The following is a 20,668-nucleotide window of genomic DNA, read 5'->3' on the forward strand; positions in this document are numbered from 1 at the left end:
CCCGATCAGGCGAAGGATTTCGCGAAGGTGTCGATGGCAGCCTTAAGCTTGCCCTTGACGTCGTCGCTGATGGCCTTGTCCTTGCGGATCGTATCGAGAATGTCCTTGCCCTCGGAGCGCATGTAGGACAGGAGGCCCTGCTCGAAAGCGCCGACCTTGTTGACGGCGATCTTGTCGAGGTAGCCGTTGACGCCGGCGAAGATCACAGCGACCTGTTCTTCCGTCTTCAGCGGCGAGAACTGCGGCTGCTTCAGGAGTTCGGTCAGGCGGGCGCCGCGGTTCAACAGGCGCTGCGTCGCGGCATCGAGGTCCGAGCCGAACTGGGCAAAGGCGGCCATTTCGCGATACTGGGCAAGCTCGCCCTTGATCGAGCCGGCAACCTGCTTCATCGCCTTGATCTGCGCGGCCGAGCCGACGCGCGATACCGACAGGCCGACGTTCACCGCCGGGCGGATGCCCTGGTAGAACAGGTCGGTTTCGAGGAAGATCTGGCCATCGGTGATCGAGATCACGTTGGTCGGGATAAACGCCGAAACGTCGTTGCCCTGCGTTTCGATGACCGGCAGGGCCGTCAGCGAACCGGCGCCATTGTCGTCGGAAAGCTTGGCGGCGCGCTCGAGAAGGCGCGAATGCAGGTAGAAGACGTCGCCCGGATAGGCTTCGCGGCCCGGCGGGCGGCGCAGAAGCAGCGACATCTGGCGATAGGACACGGCCTGCTTGGACAGATCGTCATAGCCGATCAGCGCGTGCATGCCGTTGTCGCGGAAATATTCGCCCATGGCGCAGCCGGCGAACGGCGCGAGATACTGCATCGGAGCCGGATCGGAGGCGGTCGCGGCAACGATGATCGAATATTTCAGTGCGCCGCGCTCTTCGAGCACCTTGACGAACTGGGCAACCGTCGAACGCTTCTGGCCGATCGCGACATAGACGCAATAGAGCTTTTCGGCATCCGGGCCATTGTCGTGAATGGCCTTCTGGTTGAGGATCGTGTCGAGGATGATGGCGGTCTTGCCGGTCTGGCGGTCGCCGATGACCAGCTCGCGCTGGCCGCGGCCGACCGGGATCAGCGCATCGATGGCCTTCAGGCCGGTCGACATCGGCTCATGCACCGACTTGCGCGGGATGATGCCCGGCGCCTTCACGTCGACGCGCGAACGGCGGGTCGCATTGATCGGACCCTTGCCGTCGATCGGATTGCCGAGCGCGTCGACGACGCGGCCGAGCAGTTCCGGACCAACCGGAACGTCAACGATGGCGCCGGTCCGCTTGACGGTGTCGCCTTCCTTGATCTCGCGGTCGGCACCGAAGATGACGACGCCGACATTGTCGGCTTCGAGGTTCAGCGCCATGCCGCGAATTCCACCGGGGAATTCGACCATCTCGCCGGCCTGGACATTGTCCAGACCGTAGACGCGGGCAATACCGTCACCGACGGAGAGCACCTGACCGACTTCGGAGACGACTGCCTCCTGGCCGAAATTTTTGATCTGATCTTTGAGAATTGCGGAAATTTCCGCGGCGCGGATATCCATCAGCCGACCTCTTTCAGTGCAAGCTTAAGGCTCGAAAGCTTTGTGCGAAGGGAAGTGTCAATCTGGCGGGACCCGACCTTGACGATCAGACCACCGAGAAGAGAGGGTTCAACCGTGACGTTGAGCGTCACGTCTTTGCCGGTGACGCTCTTCAGCGCCGCCTTCAATTCGATTTGCTGCGCTTCCGTGAGCGCATGGGCAGAGGCCACCTCGGCGGAAACCTCGCCCCGATGACGGGCGGCGGTTTCGCGATAGGACCTGACGATGCCGGGCACCGCGAAGAGACGGCGATTGCGGGCAACGACCTTCAGGAAATTGCCCGTGAGACCGGTAATGCCGGCGCGCGCGATGATCGCGGAAATGGCCTTGAACTGGTCGTCGGCGGAAAAGACCGGGCTGACGATGAGGCGCTTCAGATCGGCGCTTTCGTCGATCATGCGCTGGAAACTGTCGAGATCGGCACCGACGCTATCGACGGCTCCCGCTTCGAGCGCGAGATCGAAAAGCGAAGACGCGTATCTTTCTGCAACACCGGAAATAAGCTGGGATGTGTCTGCCACGGGCACAAGCTTCTCTTATTTTAATTCAAGAGCGATGTCTGCGGAGAACCGTAAACCCAACATCTTGAATTTGCTGCGATATTTAAGGGCTATTCAGACCAGGCGGCCTGTTTCCCTCACAAGTCGCGGTTCGTCTAGCATAGGATATCTGGACTCGCAACACGCCAACCGCATGAATGCGCCATAAGACCGCATGGTTTGACCGAATTTTGCCAAAAATGGGGTATCAACTAAGGGTGCGAGCCCTTGACCTGCGGCGATCGGGCTCAGACAAATCCGAAGACATAGGCCAGCGGCAGGCCCGCAAGCACGATCTGGACCAGGAGATAGGCCCAGTTGACGAGCGTATTTCCGCCATCCGACAACATCGACAGGATGCGCCCGAAGGCGGCGAGCGCAAAGGCGGCCCCAAGCGCCAGATAGACCATCGGCTGGGCAAGCAACACCGCCGCAAGGCCAAGCCCGAGAGGAAAGCCGCCCATGACGGAGCGCGCCTCCGCATAGCCGCCGCGCCGGCCTTCACGCAGATCGAGCCCCAGCGCCCGAAAGGCGAGACCGGGCGCGAACAGGAAAACAATCCCGATCGCCGCCGTCGCCACGGCCGCGCAGAACGCCAGGAATTCCCCTGTTTCGGTCGGAATATAGAATTCCATGGCACGCCCTCCTTCAGCCTGATTTCCCTGATCTAACCCAACTACGGATGAAAGGGAATCGACAGGCAAGCGGAATTTGGTACCGCCTCACACGCCATTCGAGCGCTTGAGGACTAACAATTGCGTCGTCACCCACCCTCCTCCGTCATCCCTGTGCGTGTCACAGGGATCCAGCCACCGCGCGTCTGCGCGGTGAAAGGACCTTTGGTATCCGATGGTGGCAAGTCTTCAACGCCGCGGACGCGGCGTTGCTGGATCCCCGGAACTCGCTGCGCTCGCACGAGGATGACGGGCGATTTGCCGGCAACAAGAGGAGGTCGCGTCCCTCTCACAGAAAACTCTGCGGATCGATATCAAGCTGCACGTTCACCGACCCGCGCGGCTTCGGGCCGCTCGCCAGCATCGTCTTCACAAAGCCCTGCATGTCGGCATTGCGGCGGCCGTGGACGAGAAGGCGGAAGCGGTGGCGGCCGCGGATCAGCGCCAGCGGCGCCTCGGCCGGGCCGAGAATGCTGATGCCGGTGACCTTCGGCGCCGCCTGCCGCAGGCCGCGCGCATGGGTTTCCGCGTCGGCGCGGGTTTCGGCCGAGACGATGATCGAGGCAAGCCGGCCGAAGGGCGGCAGCAGCGCCTTTTCGCGCTCGCCGATCTCGCGCTCGTAGAAAGCCTGCTGGTCGCCGGAGACGATGGCCTGCATCACCGGATGCTGCGGCTGGTAGGTCTGCAGCAGCCCCAGGCTCTTCAACCCGGTGCGCCCGGCCCGCCCGGTTACCTGGCTGAGCAGCTGGAAGGTGCGCTCGGCGGCACGCGGATCGCCATTGGCAAGGCCGATATCGGCATCGACGATGCCGACCAGCGTCATCATCGGAAAATTATGACCCTTCGCCACCAATTGCGTGCCGACGACGATATCGGCTTCACCCCTGGCAATGGCCTCCAGCTCCAGCCTGAGCCGCTTGACGCCCATCAGGTCGGAGGACAAGACGATGGTGCGTGCATCGGGAAAATGCCGGTCGACCTCCTCGGCGATGCGCTCGACGCCCGGCCCACAGGCGACGAGGTGATCGAAGGTGCCGCATTCCGGGCAGGCTTCCGGCGTCTTCTCGGCATAGCCGCAGTGATGGCACTGGATCTGGCCTCGGAATCGGTGCTCGACCAGCCAGCTGGAGCAGTCCGGGCACTGGAAGCGATGGCCGCAGACCCGGCAGAGCGTCAGCGGCGCATAGCCGCGCCGGTTGAGAAAGAGCAGCGCCTGTTCGCCGCGCCCCACCGTCTTGCCGATCTGGTTCAACAGCACCGGCGACAGGAAGCCGCCTCGTTCCGGCGGATGGCGGCGCATATCGACCACGCCCAGCGTCGGAAGCGCGGCATCGCCAAACCGCGTCGGCAGGTGGATCGGCTTGTAGCGGCCGAGATCGCCGTTTACTCGGCTTTCGACCGAGGGCGTCGCCGAAACGAGCACGATCGGGAAGTCACCGATCCGGGCGCGCACCACCGCCATGTCGCGCGCATTGTAGAAGACCCGGTCCTCCTGCTTGTAGGCCGGGTCATGTTCCTCATCGACGACGATCAGGCCGAGATCCTCGAACGGCAGGAACAGCGCCGAGCGGGCGCCGGCCACCACCCGCACGCCGCCTTCCGTCACCTGCCGCCAGACCTTTTCACGGGTTCTCGGCGCAAGGTCGGAATGCCATTCGGCGGGCTTGGTGCCGAACCGGTCCTGGAAACGCTCCATGAAACTTGCCGTGAGGGCGATTTCCGGCAGGAGGATGAGCACCTGCCTGCCCGCCTTCAGCGTGGCGGCGATCGCCTCGAAATAAACCTCGGTCTTGCCCGAACCAGTAATCCCGTCGATCAGCGAGACGGAAAACCCGCCGTTCTCGACGCTTTCGAGGAGATCGCTGGCCGCCTGTTTCTGCGGCCCTTCCAGCCGGTGCCGGGCAAAATCCGGATCGGGCGGCGCCACCACCGGCGGCGGCGCCATGAACACCGTCTCGAACACACCCTGCTGCGTCAGCCCGTCGATGACGCTGGACGAGGTACCGGCCGCATGCGCAAGACCGGAGCGCGTCCAGGCAAACCCATTGTCGGCCGCCGCGATCACCCGCTCGCGCGCCGAGGTCAGCCGTTCGGGGCGGGCCTCGGTCAGCCGCAGCGCCTCCACCATCGGCTCGGGATCGAAGGCGGCCGGCGCGCGCAGCGCCATGCGGGCAACGAGGCCGGGCGGCGAGACCGTATAGGCCGCCACCCAATCCAGAAAGGCGCGCATATCGCTCGCCAGCGGCGGGCAATCGAAGACACGGGTGATCTCCTTCAGCTTTTTCGGATCGACGCCGTGGTCCTCGCCGTCCCAGACGACGCCCACGACCTGGCGCGGCCCGAGCGGCACCTGAACGATCGAGCCGGGCTCGACCGCCATGCCCTCCGGCACCGCATAGGAATAGGCTTTCGGGGCAGGCATGGGCACCAGAACGGGCACCACCCGGCGGGCGGGCGGGCCGCCAAACAAATCGCTCGAATCTTCAGTCATCGGCCGTGACCTTGCCTTCGCTTTGCTTTAAAGAAAACCCCGAAACAACAAAGCGGCCGCGCGTTCCCCACCCCGCGCGGTGAAAGGGAGAGTTCCATGAAGTTTTTTGTCGATACGGCCGATGTGAATGAAATTCGCGAATTGAACGATCTTGGTTTCGTCGACGGCGTGACGACCAATCCCTCGCTGATCCTGAAGTCCGGCCGCAACATCCTCGAAGTCACCAAGGAAATCTGCGACATCGTCGAAGGGCCGGTCTCGTCGGAAGTCACCGCCACCGAATATGACGCGATCATGAAGGAAGCGGCGGTCATCGCCAAGATCGCCGACAATATCTGCATCAAGCTGCCCTTGACGCTCGATGGCCTGAAAGCCTGCAAGAACCTGTCCTCGGACGGTCACCTCACCAATGTGACGCTCTGCTTCTCGGCCAACCAGGCGCTGCTCGCCGCCCGGGCCGGCGCTACCTTCATCTCGCCCTTCATCGGCCGCCTCGACGATATCGGGCTTGACGGCATGGACCTGATCCAGGAAATCCGCCAGATCTACGACAATTACGGCTTCGAGACCGAAATCCTCGCGGCTTCCGCCCGCACGGTCAACCACATCAAGGCGGCAGCCCTGATCGGCGCCGACGTTGTCACCGCTCCGCCGGCGACCCTCAAAGCCCTCGTCAAGCACCCCCTGACCGACAAGGGCCTGGAAACCTTCCTCGCCGACTGGGCCAAGACCGGCCAGAAGATCGCCTGATCTTTTAAGGATTGGGAATAAACCAAGAGCCCTGCGAGACGATCGCGGGGCTTTTCTTTTTAATCATCATCCTCATCGATCATCCCCGTCAGCCGCATGCCCTCGATCCAGGTCGCGCCATCCTTGCGGATGACCCGCTTCGGGCGCGTGCCGCAGCGCTTCTCAATCTCCGCGCCCAGCAGTTCCGAATGGGTGACAATCCAGATCTGGCTGTCGGCGGAGGCGCTGGCGATCATTTGGGCAAGGGCGGGCAGCATGTCCGGATGCAGGCTGGTTTCCGGTTCGTTGAGCGCGATGAAACGCGGGCGGCGGTAGGAGAGCAGCGCTCCGGCCAGTGCCAGAAACCGCATCTGGCCGTCCGACAGTTCGCGTGGCGAAAACTGGCGCTGCGGAAAGTCCGGGAAGACCAGCGAGAATTCCGCGAACTCCAGGGGATCGGGAACCACAAGACGAGCACCGCCAAAGGCATCGGCAACGGCGCGGTCAAGATCGACCGTATCCTGGCGGGTATGCGCAAGCGTTGCGAAGACGGCGGCAAGATTGGAGCCATCCTCATCCAGCATCGTGGCGGTGACGGCGAGGCAAGGCGAACGCAGCGGCGAATCCCGGTCGGTTCGAAACCCGTGAAAAAAGCGCCAGCCGTCGATCGCGCGACGGAAGGTCCCGATTTCCGGATAGTGGCCGGCATCGCCGAGCAGCGCAATGGCCGTTTCCGAGGTCAGCGCCTGTTCCGGATACTCCTCCATCCGGCCGACGCCATTCCTGACGGAGATCAATGGCCCCTTGCGCTTCATCATCGTCGTCGGGCGTCCGGCGTCCACCCGCAACTCCTCCTCCTTCACCTGTGGCTCGAAGGCGAAACCGGCCGCGTCTATCGGTGGTCTCAACCCGGCCTCCACCCGGTAGTGAAAGCTCAGAGCCCGTTCCTCATCCAGAAGCTCCGCCTCGAGCTTGATGCGGACCGGGTCGCCGCTGCGACGCCTGCCGCTCCACAGGGTCGAGGCCATACCGCCTTCGCGGGCAATCTCGTGGGCAAGCCTGCCGCGCACGGCGGCCTGGATAAGCTGCAAGGCACGATAGAGATTGGACTTGCCGACACCGTTTTCGCCGATGAACAGGTTGACGCCCGCCATGTCCGTTCGAATGGATTTCAGGGACCGATAATTGGCGGCGAACATGGAGCGAATCTGCATGATGCAGATTACCTGATCGTCTCCACGGGCGGAACCGGGTTGCCGAACTGCGCATCGCCGTCCCGCGCCAGGTCGAACACCGTGTGCCTTTCCAGCGCCCGTGTCACCTCCCCCGGATCGCCGTCCAGCGCATCCGGCGAAATGAGGTTGCCGATGGTGAAGTCGAAGCGGTTGCCCTTCTTGTTCAGAAGCTCGTGGAAGACGGTCATGTCGCGCAGTTCGGTCGACCATTTGGCCAGCCAGTAGAACAGGCCGGAATTGCGCGCCGCCATGTGCACCGGCAGGATCGGCAAGTTGTATTTGCGGGCGAAGCTGACGGCCGAGGTCTTCCAGGGGCGCTCGTTGAGCCTGCCATCCGCCCAATAGGCGATGCGGCCGGAGGGAAATAGCACCGTCGCCTTGCCTTCCGAGATCGCCCGGTTGGTCACCTGCAGCGTTTCGCGCGCCTTCAGCTTCGACTTGTGCTCGTCGCGCCATTCCACCGGAATGACCATCTCGACGAAGCGCGGATTGACCCGGATCGCATCGCGATTGGCAAAGAACATCATGTCGGGACGGCGGGCTTTCAGGAGGTCGAAGACGGCGATCCCGTCGGCAATGCCTGTCGGATGGTTGCTGACGAGGAGAAAGCCGCCCTTTTCCGGGATTCGCTCCGGCGCGCGCACGCGGATATCCAGCGACAGGCTTTCGCTCAGATGCTCGAAGGCCTGGAAACCGGGCGCATTGGCAACGGCATCGGCGAATTGGATCGCCTTTCGATAATTCAGCACCGTATAGAGAAGCGGCCGCATCACCGGCCAGAGCGGATGCTTGACGATGCGCTGGCCGCGCTCGGCAATCAGCGTATCGACGATATGACCCGGCTGTCCCTGCGAAACCAGCGCCACCGTCTCGGCGAAATGCGCAAAACCGCTTGCCGGATCCCGTCTTGCCATCACTTCTCCCGCCTCCACGCCCTCAGCTATCGCAGTTCAATATGATCCGAACATGACAAATTCCAAGAGCCGTTAGCAAAAACGAAGGGGCTTTGCGCACAGAATCCCGCTTTGACCAGTGCGGGGCATGCGCGTGAACGAAGTGTTGATCATCGGCCATCCGGAATTGATGCTGGAGCGCCTGCGCTGGCTGGCAAGCCTTGGCGAAGAACGCCGCCTGTCGGACAAGACGGTCGAGGCCTATGAGCGCGATACTCGCCAGTTTCTCCACTTCCTCACCGGCCATCTGGCCGGTCCGGCGCGGCTTTCCGATATCAGCGCCCTCCGCCCCGCAGACCTGCGCGGCTTTCTGGCGTCCCGCCGGAGAGACGGCGCCGGCGCCCGCACGCTGGGGCGCGGCCTGGCCGGCCTGCGCTCCTTCCTGCGGCATCTGGAGAAGAAGGGGCTCGCCAATGCCGCCGGCGCGTCTGCCGTGCGCTCGCCGAAACAGCCGAAATCGCTGCCCAAGCCGCTGACCGATCGCGACGCGCTGATGGTGGTGACGAGCGAGGCGCAGCTGGCCGAGGAGCCCTGGATCGCCGCCCGCAACGCCGCCGTGCTGACCCTGCTCTATGGCTGCGGCCTGCGCATTTCCGAGGCGCTCGATCTCACGCCCTCCGATTTCGCCGACACACCGACGGCGCTGCGCATCCACGGCAAGGGCGGCAAGACCCGCATTGTGCCGCTGATCGCGGCGGCCATCGATGCGGTTCGGGCCTATCAGAAACTCTGCCCCCATCATCTGGAGGGTACTGCCGCGCTGTTTCGCGGCGCCAGGGGCGGCACGCTGCAGCCGGCCATCATCCAGCGCGAAATGCAGAAACTGCGCGGCGCGCTCGGCCTGCCCGATACCGCGACGCCGCATGCGTTGCGCCATTCTTTCGCCACCCATCTTCTGGCCGGCGGCGGCGATCTCCGCACCATCCAGGAATTGCTCGGCCATGCCAGTCTGTCCACCACCCAGGTCTATACCGGCGTCGATTCCGCAAGGCTGCTGGAAATCTACGACCGGGCCCATCCACGCGCCTGAAATTTGCCGGTTAAGGCGCATTAACCAGTTTTGTTAAAGGCGCTGTGAGAGCGCCCGCGCTAGGCTTGGCGCAATAACGATCGCAGACAGGAACGACGATGTTTGACACCGTGGCAAAGCCGGCGCGCAGGCTTGCTGAAAAATTCGGCGACGATCTGCTGGCGCTGGTCGCCACGCTGCATGTGCTCCTGGTGCTCAGCCTCGCCATGGTCCTTTTTTCCGTCTCGCAGTCGCAGGCGGCGGAAGAGAATTGCGGCGGCCGCAACCTGATTGCGGAGATGCGCGCCAATGACCCGGCCCGCCTGGTGGATCTGGAGAAACAGGCCGCCGCCATTCCCAATGGCAAGGGCATTTTCTGGAAGGTCGAAAAACCCGGCATCGCGCCCTCTTATCTGCTCGGCACCATGCATGTCACCGATCCGCGCGTGCTCGCCATGCCCAAGGGTGCCGCAGAGGCCTATGAAGCGGCCCGCACCGTCGTCGTCGAATCCGAGGAAATCATCGACGAACGCAAGGCCGCAGCCGCCGTAATGATGCAGCCGGGCCTGACCATGTTTGCCGACGGCAAGACCATCGGCGATTTCCTGAACGCGCAAGACCGGGAGAAGCTCGATGCCGGCCTGAAGCGACGCGGCATTCCCCTGACTCTGGTTGCCCGGATGAAGCCCTGGATGATCGCCAGCTTCGTCGCCCTGCCGGCCTGCGAACTCACCCGCAAGGCCGCCGGTGCCTCCTTCCTCGACAAGAAGCTGGCCGAGGATGCGCTGGCGCAGGGCAAAAGCCTGAAGGGACTCGAAACCATGGTGGAACAGTTGCAGGCCATGGACGCGCTGCCGGTGAAATTCCACCTGGAAGCCCTGATCGAGACGCTCGACCTCGGCGACACGATCGCCGATGTGATGGCGACGACGACCGACCTCTATCTCGCCGGCGAGATCGGCATGATCATGCCCTTGATGAAGGCGGTGTCGGCGGAGAAATCCGGCGGTGAGGAAGAGGCCGACTATGCCGGCTTCGAACAGCGCATCGTCACCGACCGTAACCGGATCATGGCCAGCCGCGCCCGCCCCATCCTCGACACCGGCGCCGTCTTCATGGCCGTCGGCGCCCTGCACCTGCCGGGCAAGGACGGCGTCATCGAACTCCTCCGCGCCGACGGCTTCACGGTGACCAGCATGACCGCCGCAAACTGAACGGCCCCTTCTCCCCAGCGGGGAGAAGGGAAAAAGCGCGGGAACGCATATGGTAGCCAGCATGGCGGCGGAAGACTGAGCAACGAAAAGCCCCCTTCTCCCCAGCGGGGAGAAGTGCCGAGCGCATGCGAGGCGATGAGGGGGTCGGCGAAGCCGAGCCAAGACAGCACCCTGCTCCCGTCATCCCGGCCCTTGTGCCGGGATCCAGCCACGCGATGTCTATCGTGTGAAAGAACTTCGTCACCGCCAATGCCATGGCATCATCACCCTTCATGGCTAAGAGCAGTCTTCTCACCGCGCCGACGCGCGGTGGCTGGATCCCTGTGACAGGCACAGGGATGACGGAGGAGAGTGACGCTGATCGCGAATAGTAGATAGGAGGCCCTCGCGGGTATGGTTACCGGGCGAGCGCCCTTGAGGCCGGATCGGTTCCATCCGCCGCAATCTTGCTGCCTCCTCTTGCACCGGCGCCGTCTCTCTGCCTTTTTGCCAACCTAACCTGCGGTGGCCTGATTCGCGTCCGCTCCGCTTCGCATTCGCCTGCAGCCCCGGACCGCGCTTCCAGTCGCGCGGGGCCGCAGCTAAGTCCAAGGAGAGACGAGATGTCAGAGTTCAAGAAACCGGTGATTTCGGAAATGAGGCCAAAGATCACCGTCATCGGCGTCGGCGGCGGCGGCGGCAATGCCATCAACAACATGATCGCCGAGGGCCTGCAGGGCGCCGAATTCGTGGCCGCCAATACGGATGCGCAGGCATTGACCATGTCGCGGGCGACCCGGCTGATCCAGCTCGGCGCGCAGGTGACCGAGGGGCTTGGCGCCGGCTCCCTGCCGGAGGTCGGCCGCGCCGCGGCGGAAGAATCGATCGACGAGATCATGGATCATCTCGGCGGCACCCATATGTGCTTCGTCACCGCCGGCATGGGCGGCGGCACCGGCACGGGCGCCGCCCCGGTGATCGCGGAGGCCGCCCGCAAGGCCGGCATCCTGACGGTCGCAGTCGTCACCAAGCCGTTCAGCTTCGAGGGCAAGCGGCGCATGCAATCGGCCGAGGAAGGTATCGAGCGGCTGCGCGAGGCCGCCGACACGGTCATCGTCATCCCCAACCAGAACCTCTTCCGCATCGCCGATGCCAAGACCACCTTTGCCGATGCCTTCGTCATCGCCGACCGGGTGCTCTATTCCGGCGTCGGCTGCATCACCGACCTGATCGTCAAGGAAGGCCTGATCAATCTCGACTTCGCCGATGTCAAATCGGTCATGAAGGGCATGGGCCGGGCGATGATGGGAACCGGCGAGGCGAGCGGCGACGAACGCGCCTCCAAGGCCGCCGAAGCGGCGATCGCCAATCCGCTCCTCAGCGAAGTCTCGATGAAGGGCGCCAAGGGCGTGCTGATCTCGATTTCCGGCGGTTCCGACATGACCCTGTTCGAGGTCGACGAAGCCGCGACCCGCATCCGCGAGGAAGTCTACGAGGATGCCGACATCGTCGTCGGCGCCATCTTCGACAAGAGCCTGGACGGCGTCTTCCGCGTCTCCGTCGTCGCCACCGGCCTCGACCACCAGCCCCCCGCCGAAGACGCCCCCGTCGCCGCCACCCAGCCGACCCAGGCGCGCACGCTGCAATAGGGTTTTTTCGGGACGGTTCCGTGGGTGGCGCAATACCCCCCTCTGTCACTCCGTGACATCTCCCCCTCAAGGGGGGAGATTATCATAACCGACAGTGCCCCAATCGTAAGGAAGGCACAGAGCCCGCGGCCAATTCCCCCCTTGAGGGGGAGATGTCGGCATCGCCGACAGAGGGGGGTAAAGCCTCCGCGAACACGGAACCCTCCCCCCCACACCTCACATATGGATCGGCTTTGCAAACGTCGCGAGTGCCGCTTCCTTGACCGCTTCCGACATTGTGGGATGCGCGTGGCAGGTGCGGCCGAGATCTTCCGAGGAGCCGGAGAATTCCATCAGCACGGCGATCTCGTGGATCATCTCGCCGGCGCCGAAGCCGACGATATGGCCGCCGAGCACGCGGTCGGTCTCCTTGTCGGCAAGAATCTTGACGAAACCGTCGGTGACCTGCATGGCGCGGGCGCGGCCATTGGCGGTGAAGGGAAACTTGCCGGCCTTGTAGGCGATGCCCGCAGCCTTCAGTTCCTCTTCGGTCTTGCCGACGGAGGCGACCTCCGGCTGGGTATAGACCACGCTCGGGATGACGTCGTAGTTCACATGCCCCGCCTGGCCGGCGATGATCTCGGCGACGGCGACGCCCTCGTCCTCCGCCTTGTGGGCGAGCATCGGGCCGCGCACCACGTCGCCGAGCGCATAGATGCCGGGCACGCTGGTGCGGAAATGATTGTCGATCTCGACGCGACCGCGCTTATCCATGGTCACGCCTGCCTTGTCGAGGCCGAGGCCATCGGTGAACGGCTTGCGGCCGGTGGCGATCAGCACGACATCGGCGTCGATCGCTGCGGCCTCGCCGCCCTTGACCGGCTCGAATGTCACCTTGGCGCCCTTGCCGGATTTTTCGACGCCGGTCACCTTGGCGCCGAGCTTGAAATCGATGCCCTGCTTGGCAAGCATGCGCTGGAACTGCTTGGACACTTCGCCGTCCATGCCGCCGAGCACCGTGTCGAGATATTCGACCACGGTGACCTTGGCGCCGAGCCGCGACCAGACCGAGCCCAGTTCCAGCCCGATGACGCCGCCGCCGACAACGACCATGCTGGCCGGCACCTGTTCGAGCGCGATGCCGCCGGTGGAGGAGACGATGATCTTCTCGTCGATCGCGACCTCGACGCCGGGAATGCCGGCGACATCCGAGCCGGTGGCGATGACGACGTTCTTCGTCTCGATCACCTGTTCCTCGCCCTTGTCATTGGTGACGGACACCTTGCCCTCGCCGACGACCTTGCCGGTGCCCTGGAAGCTGTCGATCTTGTTCTTCTTGAAGAGATAGGAGACGCCGTCGACATTCGCCTTCACCGTCGCGTCCTTGTGCCCCATCATCTTGCTAAGGTTCAGTTTGGGGGCGGAGACCTCGACGCCGAGCGCATCGATACCATGGCCGGTCTGGTGGAAGACTTCCGAGGCATGCAGCAGCGCCTTGGAGGGAATGCAGCCGATATTAAGGCAGGTGCCGCCGAAGGTGGCACGCTTCTCGATGACGCCGACCTTGAGGCCGAGCTGGGCCGCCTTGATGGCGCAGACATAGCCGCCGGGACCGGTGCCGATTACGATAAGATCATAAGCCATGGGAAAATCCTTCCTGGAAGCGGCTAGCGTCCGCCGCTGACGTTGAGAATGGCGCCCGTCACATAGGAGGACGAGGGCGAGAGAAGATAGAGAACCGCATCGGCGACCTCCTGGGCCGTGCCCGGCCGTTTCATCGGAATGGTCGAGGCCAGCGCCCGGGCGCGGTCCGGCAGGCCGCCCGACGCATGGATTTCGGTATCGATGATGCCCGGCCGCACCGCATTGACGCGGATGCCGTCATCGACGACCTCCAGCGAAAGCCCGGTGGTGAAGGTATCGATCGCGCCCTTGGTGGCGGCATAATCGACATATTGCCCGGCCGCGCCGAGGACGGCGGCGATCGAAGACAGGTTGACGATCGCGCCGCCCCTGCCGCCGCGCCGGATCGACATGCGCCGCACCGCCGCTGAAGCGCAGAGGATGGAGCCGGAAACATTGATCCGGAACAGCCGGTCCAGCCGGTCCGCCGTCATCTCCTCGACCCGCTGCGGCGGAGCGACGATGCCGGCATTGTTGACCAACCCGTCGAGCCGGCCAAAGGTCTCGTCGACCGCGGCAAAGATCGCGTCTATACCGTCCTGCCGGCCGACATCGCCCTCGATTGCGATGGCCGTGCCGCCTTCGGCCTCGATCGCGGCGACGACCGCCTCGGCCGCTGCCCGGTTGCTGGCATAGTTGACGGCCACCGCCCAGCCCTGCCGCGCAGCAGAGACGCAGATCGCCGCACCGATGCCGCGGCTGCCGCCGGTCACCAGCAGAACGGGCTTGTCCGTTGTGGTTGTCATGACGCTCATGGGGCGCATCCCTTGAGGGCCAGCACGTCCCAAGGCGCGACACTTGCCTTGCCCCAGAGGGCGGAATTGCGGATGGAAGGGCCGAAATCGGGCAGGAGCAGTTGTGCGGCCGCGGGCTGTCCCTCTTCCGGCAGGGACGCCACCTTGCCATCGAGGCCGACGGCATAGACCACGCCTTCCCAGATCGTGCAGGTGCGGATGTCCTCGCCGGTGACGTCGCCTTCCGGGCAATTGTTCATGATCATGCCATTGGTGCGCTCCGGCTCGCCCGCCGGCATGACATGGCCGTTGAGCACGATGTCCGTCCCCGCGACGCTCACCGTGAACGCATGGCTGATCGCGGCGCTATCCATCTCCACCGGCGCAAAATCGAGCGTATAGGCACCGTCCTCGTCGCCATAGATGGCCTTTTCCTGCACACAGTCCACCGCCAGCGCAGGCGCTGCGGCACACAGGCTCAACAGGGGCAGGAGGACGGAAAGGCGCATGCTCAGATCGCCTTCTCGGTGGCGAGCTTCAGGCCAAGCCCGATGAAGACCAGGCCGCTTGCCCGATTGATCCACTGGCTGGCGCGCGAAAAGCCCGCGCGCATGCGTGGCGTCGTCATGAACAGGCTGACGCCGACGAACCAGAGGATGAGGCAGCTTGCCATGACGAGGCCATAGCCGAACTTCACCGCCATCGGCGTATGGGCATCCACCACCGTCGAGAAGATCGACAGGAAGAAGAACACCGCCTTCGGATTGAGCGCATTGGCGGCAAAGCCGAGGCCGAAGGCTTTGACAGTGGATTGGCGCCGCTCGGGCGTCTCGCCGCCGGTCGAAACCGTCATATCGGTCTTGCCGGCCCTCAGCGACTTCACGCCGATATAGACGAGATAGGCGACGCCGCACCATTTGACGATGTTGAACAGGGTGATCGATTGCGAGATCACCAGCCCGAGGCCGAGGATCGTATAGGTCACGTGCACCATCAGCGCGCTGCCGATGCCGAACGAGGTGATGATCGCCGCGCGGCGGCCGCTCACCAGCGACTGGCGCATGACCATGGCGAGGTCGGCGCCGGGCGAAACGATGGCAAAGGCAAAGATCGCCATCAGCGATGCGAGTTCGAGAAGATAGGATTGCACGGCACGCCTCCGGTCGTTTACGGGTTCCGATCCCTCAGAAGATAAGCACAGCCGTCATGACGAGCAAGCCGATGAGCGATCCTACCCAGACAAGCGAGCGGATATAGGGAATGCCGGCGAGGTAGAGCGGGATATAGACAAGCCGGCAGACAAGCCATAACCATGCACCTGTCAGCCCCCAGCCGGTGGGATCGCCGGACATCGCAAGCGCAAGCGCCAGCCCGACAAAGGCCGGATAGGTCTCGCGAAAATTGCCTGAGGCCCGCGCGGCGCGGCCGGCAAACTTGCCTTCCGGCTTCTTTTCAGCATCACGCGGCCCGGCATTCCAGGCCGATCCGAGCTCCAATGTCGCCGTTATGCCCTGCAGACCGATATGGACAGCGAGCAGCAGCACGCTCCAGCCGAGAAGCATGGTGAAGGAGGATGAGGCTGCCATGTCCATCGAAAATCTTCCTGCAAGGTCCGCTCGGCCGACGGTATTTCAGACCGTCACGTGGGGATATGGCCCCTCACCCTAGCCCTCTCCCCGCCAGCGGGGAGAGGGGATAACGGAGACCGCCGCACCATCTTCCCTTCATCACAATAGCCGAGGAAACAGCGGAGGGTGCCGCCTGGTCCTTCTCCCCGTCAACGGGGAGAAGGTGCCCGAAGGGCGGATGAGGGGCCTTGTTCCACGCCCCCGAAAGCAAATTACAAATCGAGAACCAGGCGTTCCGGGTCTTCCAGGCTTTCCTTGACGCGCACCAGGAAGGTCACGGCTTCCTTGCCGTCGACCATACGGTGGTCGTAGGAGAGCGCCAGATACATCATCGGGCGGATGACGATCTGGCCGCCGACGACGACCGGGCGTTCCTGGATCTTGTGCATGCCGAGAATGCCCGACTGCGGCGCGTTCAGGATCGGCGAGGACATCAGCGAACCGTAGACGCCGCCGTTGGAGATGGTGAAGGTGCCGCCCTGCATGTCGGCCATGGAAAGCTGGCCATCGCGCGCCGCCTTGCCGAGCCGGCCGATATCCTTCTCGATCTCGGCGATCGACATCTGGTCGGCATCGCGCACCACCGGCACGACGAGGCCCTTGTCGGTGCCGACGGCAACGCCAATGTGACAGAAGTTCTTGTAGATGATGTCGGTGCCGTCGATCTCGGCATTGACGTTGGGGATTTCCTTCAGCGCATGCGTCACCGCCTTGGTGAAGAAGCCCATGAAGCCGAGCTTGACGCCGTGCTTCTTCTCGAAGATGTCCTTGTATTTGGTGCGCAGGCTCATCACCGCGCTCATGTCCACCTCGTTATAGGTGGTCAGCATGGCGGCGGCGTTCTGCGCGTCCTTGAGGCGCCGGGCAATCGTCTGGCGCAGGCGGGTCATCTTGACGCGTTCTTCGCGCGGCGCATCCTCGGCCGAGGACGGCCCGCGCGACACGGCCTTGGCCGGCTCGGAAACGGCCGGGGCCGAAAGCCCCTTGGCGACGGCGGCGATGACATCACCCTTCAGCACCTGGCCGCGCTTGCCGGAACCCTCGACCTGATCGGCGGACAGATTGTTTTCGGCAAGCATCTTGGCGGCAGCAGGCGCTGCCGGCATGGCGGAGGGAGCGGCCGAGGCGGCAGCGGGCGCTGCGGCCGGAGCAGCAGGGGCAGCGGCAGCGGGTTCGGCGGCCTTCTTCTCTGCGGCGGCAGGCGCCGCGGCGGCACCGGCGGCACCTTCGGCGATCTGGCCGAGCAGCGCGCCCAGGCCCACCGTCTCGCCGGCGGCGGCGACGATTTCCGACAGCGTGCCGGCGGCGGGTGCGGGAACCTCGATGGTCACCTTGTCGGTTTCGAGCTCGAGCAGGGGCTCATCGGCCTTGATGGCATCGCCGACCTTCTTGAACCAGGTACCGACGGTGGCTTCGCTGACGGATTCGCCCAGGGTGGGAACGCGGATTTCTGTGGCCATGATATTTGTCGTCCGTTGATCGGGTGTCTGTTTCTATCGGGAAAGAGAGGGCGCTTGCGCGCCCTTTCAACCTCCCAGGGCGTCTTCGAGGAAGGCGGCAAGCTGAGCCAGATGCTTGGACATCAGGCCCGTCGCCGGTGAGGCGGCGGCCGGACGGCCGGTATAGCGCACCCGCTGGTATTTGGCGTCGATATGCGCAAGCACCCATTCCAGATAGGGGTCGATGAACGACCAGGCGCCCATGTTCTTCGGCTCTTCCTGACACCAGACCATTTCGGCGTTGCGGAAGCGGGAAAGCTCGTTGATCAGCGCCTTTGCCGGGAACGGATAGAGCTGCTCGACGCGCAACAGGTAGACATCGTCGATGCCGCGCTTCTCGCGTTCCTCGAGCAGGTCGTAATAGACCTTGCCGGTGCAGAGCACGACGCGGCGGATCTTCGCATCCTTGACGAGCTTGATCGGCCCGTCCTTGATCACCTCCGCATCGTCCCACAGCAAGCGGTGGAACGAAGTGTCGCCGGCCATTTCCGACAGCGAGGAAACGGCGCGCTTGTGGCGCAGCAGCGATTTCGGCGTCATGATGATCAGCGGCTTGCGGAAGTCGCGCTTCATCTGCCGGCGCAGGATGTGGAAATAGTTGGAGGGCGTGGTGACGTTGGCCACCTGCATATTGTCCTCCGCGCACATCTGCAGCCAGCGCTCGAGCCGTGCCGAGGAATGTTCCGGGCCCTGTCCCTCATAGCCGTGCGGAAGCAGGCAGACGAGACCGGACATGCGCAGCCATTTGCGTTCGCCGGACGAGATGAACTGGTCGAACACCACCTGCGCGCCATTGGCGAAGTCGCCGAACTGGGCTTCCCAGAGCGTCAGCGCATTGGGGCGGGCAAGCGAATAGCCATATTCGAAGCCCAGCACCGCCTCTTCCGAGAGCATCGAATTGATGACCTCGTAGCGTGCCTGCGTCGGCGACAGGTTGGCGAGCGGGATATAACGCTCTTCGGTTTCCTGGTCGTAGAGCACCGAATGGCGCTGCGAGAAGGTGCCGCGTTCGCAATCCTGACCGGAAAGGCGGATCTTCGTTCCTTCCATCGCCAGCGACCCGAAGGCCAGCGCCTCGCCCATTGCCCAGTCGATGCCTTCGCCGGTCGCGGTCATGTTGGCGCGGTTGTCCATGAAGCGCTGGATGGTCCGATGAGCGTTGAAGCCGGCCGGCACTTCCGAGAGCTTGCGGCCGATCTCCTTCAGCGTCTTCATCGGCACCGAGGTCTTGCCGCGGCGCTGTTCGTCCTGGTTGTCGGCAGCCCTCAGGCCCGACCAGGCGCCATCCAGCCAGTCGGCCTTGTTGGGCTTGTAGCTCTGGCCAGCCTCGAATTCCTGCTCCAGCTTGGCGCGCCAGTCGGCCCGCATCTTCTCCAGGTCGCCTTCCGAGATCAGCCCTTCGGCGATCAGCCGCTCGCCGTAGATCTGCACCACGGTCTTGTGGGCGCGGATGACCTTGTACATCGTCGGCTGGGTGAACGACGGCTCGTCGCCCTCGTTATGGCCGAAGCGGCGATAGCAGAACATGTCGATGACCACGGGCTTGTGGTACTTCATGCGGAATTCGGTGGCGATCTTGGCCGCATAGGTCACCGCTTCCGGATCGTCGCCATTGACGTGGAAGATCGGCGCCTCGATCATCTTGGCGACGTCGGACGGATAGGGCGACGAGCGCGAGAAGGCCGGATTGGTGGTGAAGCCGATCTGGTTGTTGATGATGAAATGCACTGTACCGGCAACGCGGTGTCCGCGCAGGCCCGAAAGCCCGAGGATTTCGGCCGTCACGCCCTGGCCCGCGAAGGCGGCGTCGCCATGCAAGAGAAGCGGCATGACCTGGGCGCGTTCCGAAAGCGGAATGATGTCGCCCTCGAAGATCTTCGCCATCTGGTCTTGCTTGGCGCGCGCCTTGCCCATGACCACCGGGTTGACGATTTCCAGATGCGACGGGTTGGCGGTCAGCGACAGATGCACCTTGTTGCCGTCGAACTCGCGGTCCGAGGAGGCACCGAGATGATACTTCACGTCGCCCGAGCCCTCGACGTCGTCAGGCGCGGCAGAGCCGCCCTTGAACTCGTGGAACACGGCGCGATGCGGCTTGCCCATCACATTGGTAAGCACGTTCAGCCGGCCGCGATGGGCCATGCCGAGGATGATTTCCTTGAGGCCTTCCTGGCCGCCGCGCTTGATGATCTGCTCCAGCGCCGGGATGAGGCTTTCGCCGCCGTCGAGACCGAAGCGCTTGGTGCCCTTGTACCTGACGTCGATGAACTGTTCGAAGCCTTCGGCCTCGACCAGTTTCTGCAGGATCGCCTTCTTGCCCTCGGCGGTGAAATCGACGCCCTTGTCCGGACCTTCGATCCGTTCCTGGATCCAGCCTTTGATCTCCGGATCGGAAATATGCATGAACTCGACACCGAGCGTCGAACAATAGGTGCGCTCGAGGATATCGATCATCTCGCGGATCGTCGCATATTCGAGGCCGAGCACATTATCGAGGAAGATCCGGCGATCCATGTCCTCCGGGCCGAAGCCGTAATTGGAGGGCGAAAGCTCGTGATAGTCCTCGACCGGCGCAGCGATGGCGAGCGGATCGAGCTTGGCATGAAGATGGCCGCGGGCGCGATAGGCGCGGATAAGCATGATCGCGCGCACGCTGTCGCGGGTCTGCTGGTGGACGTCGGCCGGGCTCACTTCGGCGCCGGCGGTGGCGGCCTGTTCCTCAGCCTTGGCCTTGACCTTCTTCTCGATGACCTTCTCGACCGTGCCCCAGTCGCCATCGAGCGCCGAGACCAGGTCGCCGGACGCCGGAATCGGCCAGTTCGGCTTCTTCCAGGAGGCGCCGCGGGCGGCCTTGATCACATCCTCCGGCTGGTCTTGCAGCGCCTTGAAAAACGACTGCCATTCGCCCGAGACCGAGGCGGGGTCGCTTTCGTAACGCGCGTAAAGCTGCTCGATATAGCCGGCATTCGCTCCATCCAGGAACGAAGTCAGCTGAAATTGCTCGTTGGCTTCTTGCCTTGCCATGATGTCGCGCGGACCTGTCCGTCCGCCTCCTGCTCGTTGGGTGTGCCGGGGTCACCGGCCTGAAGTCTTCGCTGC

17 protein-coding genes are annotated in these 20,668 nt (G+C 63.8%); 4 read left to right on the forward strand and 13 right to left on the reverse strand.

All coding sequences use genetic code 11. The annotated features are described in order from the left end of the window. Window positions 1-5: 5 nt before the first annotated feature. The 4 genes from atpA to ASD31_RS04280 all read right to left on the reverse strand — a co-directional run bounded on the left by atpA (window position 6) and on the right by ASD31_RS04280 (window position 5,278). Window positions 6-1,535 carry a F0F1 ATP synthase subunit alpha gene (gene atpA / locus ASD31_RS04265; protein ID WP_056329863.1) on the reverse strand — a complete coding sequence of 510 codons (1,530 nt, stop codon included), beginning with the start codon at window positions 1,533-1,535 and terminating at the stop codon, window positions 6-8. Next, the gene (locus ASD31_RS04270; RefSeq protein WP_082520406.1) at window positions 1,535-2,101 is read right to left on the reverse strand and encodes a F0F1 ATP synthase subunit delta; all 567 of its coding nucleotides are present in this window, start codon (window positions 2,099-2,101) and stop codon (window positions 1,535-1,537) included. The genes atpA and ASD31_RS04270 overlap by 1 nt, the downstream gene beginning before the upstream one ends. 260 nt (window positions 2,102-2,361) lie before the next feature. Then, on the reverse strand, window positions 2,362-2,748 hold the full coding sequence (locus ASD31_RS04275; RefSeq protein ID WP_056329866.1) for a DUF4345 family protein: 387 nt from the start codon (window positions 2,746-2,748) through the stop codon (window positions 2,362-2,364). Between the two features lie 328 nt (window positions 2,749-3,076). Continuing rightward, window positions 3,077-5,278, reverse strand: coding sequence for a primosomal protein N' (locus ASD31_RS04280; RefSeq protein WP_056329868.1), 2,202 nt, complete (start codon window positions 5,276-5,278; stop codon window positions 3,077-3,079). Window positions 5,279-5,374: 96 nt separating this feature from the next. Between ASD31_RS04280 and fsa the strand changes: the two genes are divergently transcribed. Continuing rightward, window positions 5,375-6,028, forward strand: coding sequence for a fructose-6-phosphate aldolase (gene fsa, locus ASD31_RS04285; protein ID WP_056329871.1), 654 nt, complete (start codon window positions 5,375-5,377; stop codon window positions 6,026-6,028). A 59-nt stretch (window positions 6,029-6,087) separates the two neighbouring features. On the opposite strand, the gene ASD31_RS04290 is transcribed toward fsa, so the two are convergent. Both ASD31_RS04290 and ASD31_RS04295 read right to left on the reverse strand, forming a co-directional pair. Then, window positions 6,088-7,221, reverse strand: coding sequence for an AAA family ATPase (locus tag ASD31_RS04290; protein ID WP_056329874.1), 1,134 nt, complete (start codon window positions 7,219-7,221; stop codon window positions 6,088-6,090). 8 nt (window positions 7,222-7,229) lie between these two features. After that, window positions 7,230-8,156, reverse strand: coding sequence for a GNAT family N-acetyltransferase (locus ASD31_RS04295; protein WP_056329876.1), 927 nt, complete (start codon window positions 8,154-8,156; stop codon window positions 7,230-7,232). Between the two features lie 133 nt (window positions 8,157-8,289). Here ASD31_RS04295 and ASD31_RS04300 point away from each other — a divergent pair, with 133 nt between their 5' ends. The 3 genes from ASD31_RS04300 (at window position 8,290) to ftsZ (ending at window position 12,046) form a co-directional block, all read left to right on the forward strand. Then, window positions 8,290-9,225: a tyrosine recombinase XerC gene (locus tag ASD31_RS04300; protein ID WP_082520412.1), complete on the forward strand. Its 936-nt coding sequence runs from the start codon at window positions 8,290-8,292 to the stop codon at window positions 9,223-9,225. 98 nt (window positions 9,226-9,323) lie between these two features. Continuing rightward, window positions 9,324-10,418 (forward strand): TraB/GumN family protein, encoded by a 1,095-nt coding sequence (locus ASD31_RS04305; protein ID WP_056329883.1) that lies wholly within the window; start codon window positions 9,324-9,326, stop codon window positions 10,416-10,418. Between the two features lie 602 nt (window positions 10,419-11,020). Continuing rightward, window positions 11,021-12,046: a cell division protein FtsZ gene (gene ftsZ / locus ASD31_RS04310; protein WP_056329886.1), complete on the forward strand. Its 1,026-nt coding sequence runs from the start codon at window positions 11,021-11,023 to the stop codon at window positions 12,044-12,046. A 216-nt stretch (window positions 12,047-12,262) separates the two neighbouring features. Here ftsZ and lpdA read toward each other — a convergent pair whose 3' ends face one another. The 7 genes from lpdA to ASD31_RS04345 all read right to left on the reverse strand — a co-directional run bounded on the left by lpdA (window position 12,263) and on the right by ASD31_RS04345 (window position 20,593). Then, window positions 12,263-13,669 (reverse strand): dihydrolipoyl dehydrogenase, encoded by a 1,407-nt coding sequence (lpdA, locus tag ASD31_RS04315; protein ID WP_056329888.1) that lies wholly within the window; start codon window positions 13,667-13,669, stop codon window positions 12,263-12,265. A gap of 23 nt (window positions 13,670-13,692) precedes the next feature. Beyond that, window positions 13,693-14,463 (reverse strand): SDR family oxidoreductase, encoded by a 771-nt coding sequence (locus ASD31_RS04320; RefSeq protein WP_413813793.1) that lies wholly within the window; start codon window positions 14,461-14,463, stop codon window positions 13,693-13,695. Further along, complete coding sequence (locus ASD31_RS04325) at window positions 14,460-14,951, reverse strand: hypothetical protein (protein ID WP_056329891.1); 492 nt, start codon at window positions 14,949-14,951, stop codon at window positions 14,460-14,462. Before ASD31_RS04325 ends, ASD31_RS04320 begins: the two co-directional genes overlap by 4 nt. 2 nt (window positions 14,952-14,953) lie before the next feature. Beyond that, window positions 14,954-15,592 carry a LysE family translocator gene (locus tag ASD31_RS04330; RefSeq protein WP_156392506.1) on the reverse strand — a complete coding sequence of 213 codons (639 nt, stop codon included), beginning with the start codon at window positions 15,590-15,592 and terminating at the stop codon, window positions 14,954-14,956. Window positions 15,593-15,626: 34 nt separating this feature from the next. Then, window positions 15,627-16,034: an MAPEG family protein gene (locus ASD31_RS04335; RefSeq protein WP_056329893.1), complete on the reverse strand. Its 408-nt coding sequence runs from the start codon at window positions 16,032-16,034 to the stop codon at window positions 15,627-15,629. Between the two features lie 248 nt (window positions 16,035-16,282). Then, window positions 16,283-17,530, reverse strand: a complete 1,248-nt coding sequence (gene odhB, locus ASD31_RS04340) for a 2-oxoglutarate dehydrogenase complex dihydrolipoyllysine-residue succinyltransferase (protein ID WP_056329896.1) — start codon at window positions 17,528-17,530, stop codon at window positions 16,283-16,285. Between the two features lie 66 nt (window positions 17,531-17,596). Then, window positions 17,597-20,593, reverse strand: coding sequence for a 2-oxoglutarate dehydrogenase E1 component (locus tag ASD31_RS04345; protein ID WP_056329899.1), 2,997 nt, complete (start codon window positions 20,591-20,593; stop codon window positions 17,597-17,599). Window positions 20,594-20,668 lie beyond the last annotated feature (75 nt).

Origin of the sequence: Rhizobium sp. Root482 (assembly GCF_001426565.1) — a bacterium.
GTDB lineage: Bacteria > Pseudomonadota > Alphaproteobacteria > Rhizobiales > Rhizobiaceae > Pararhizobium.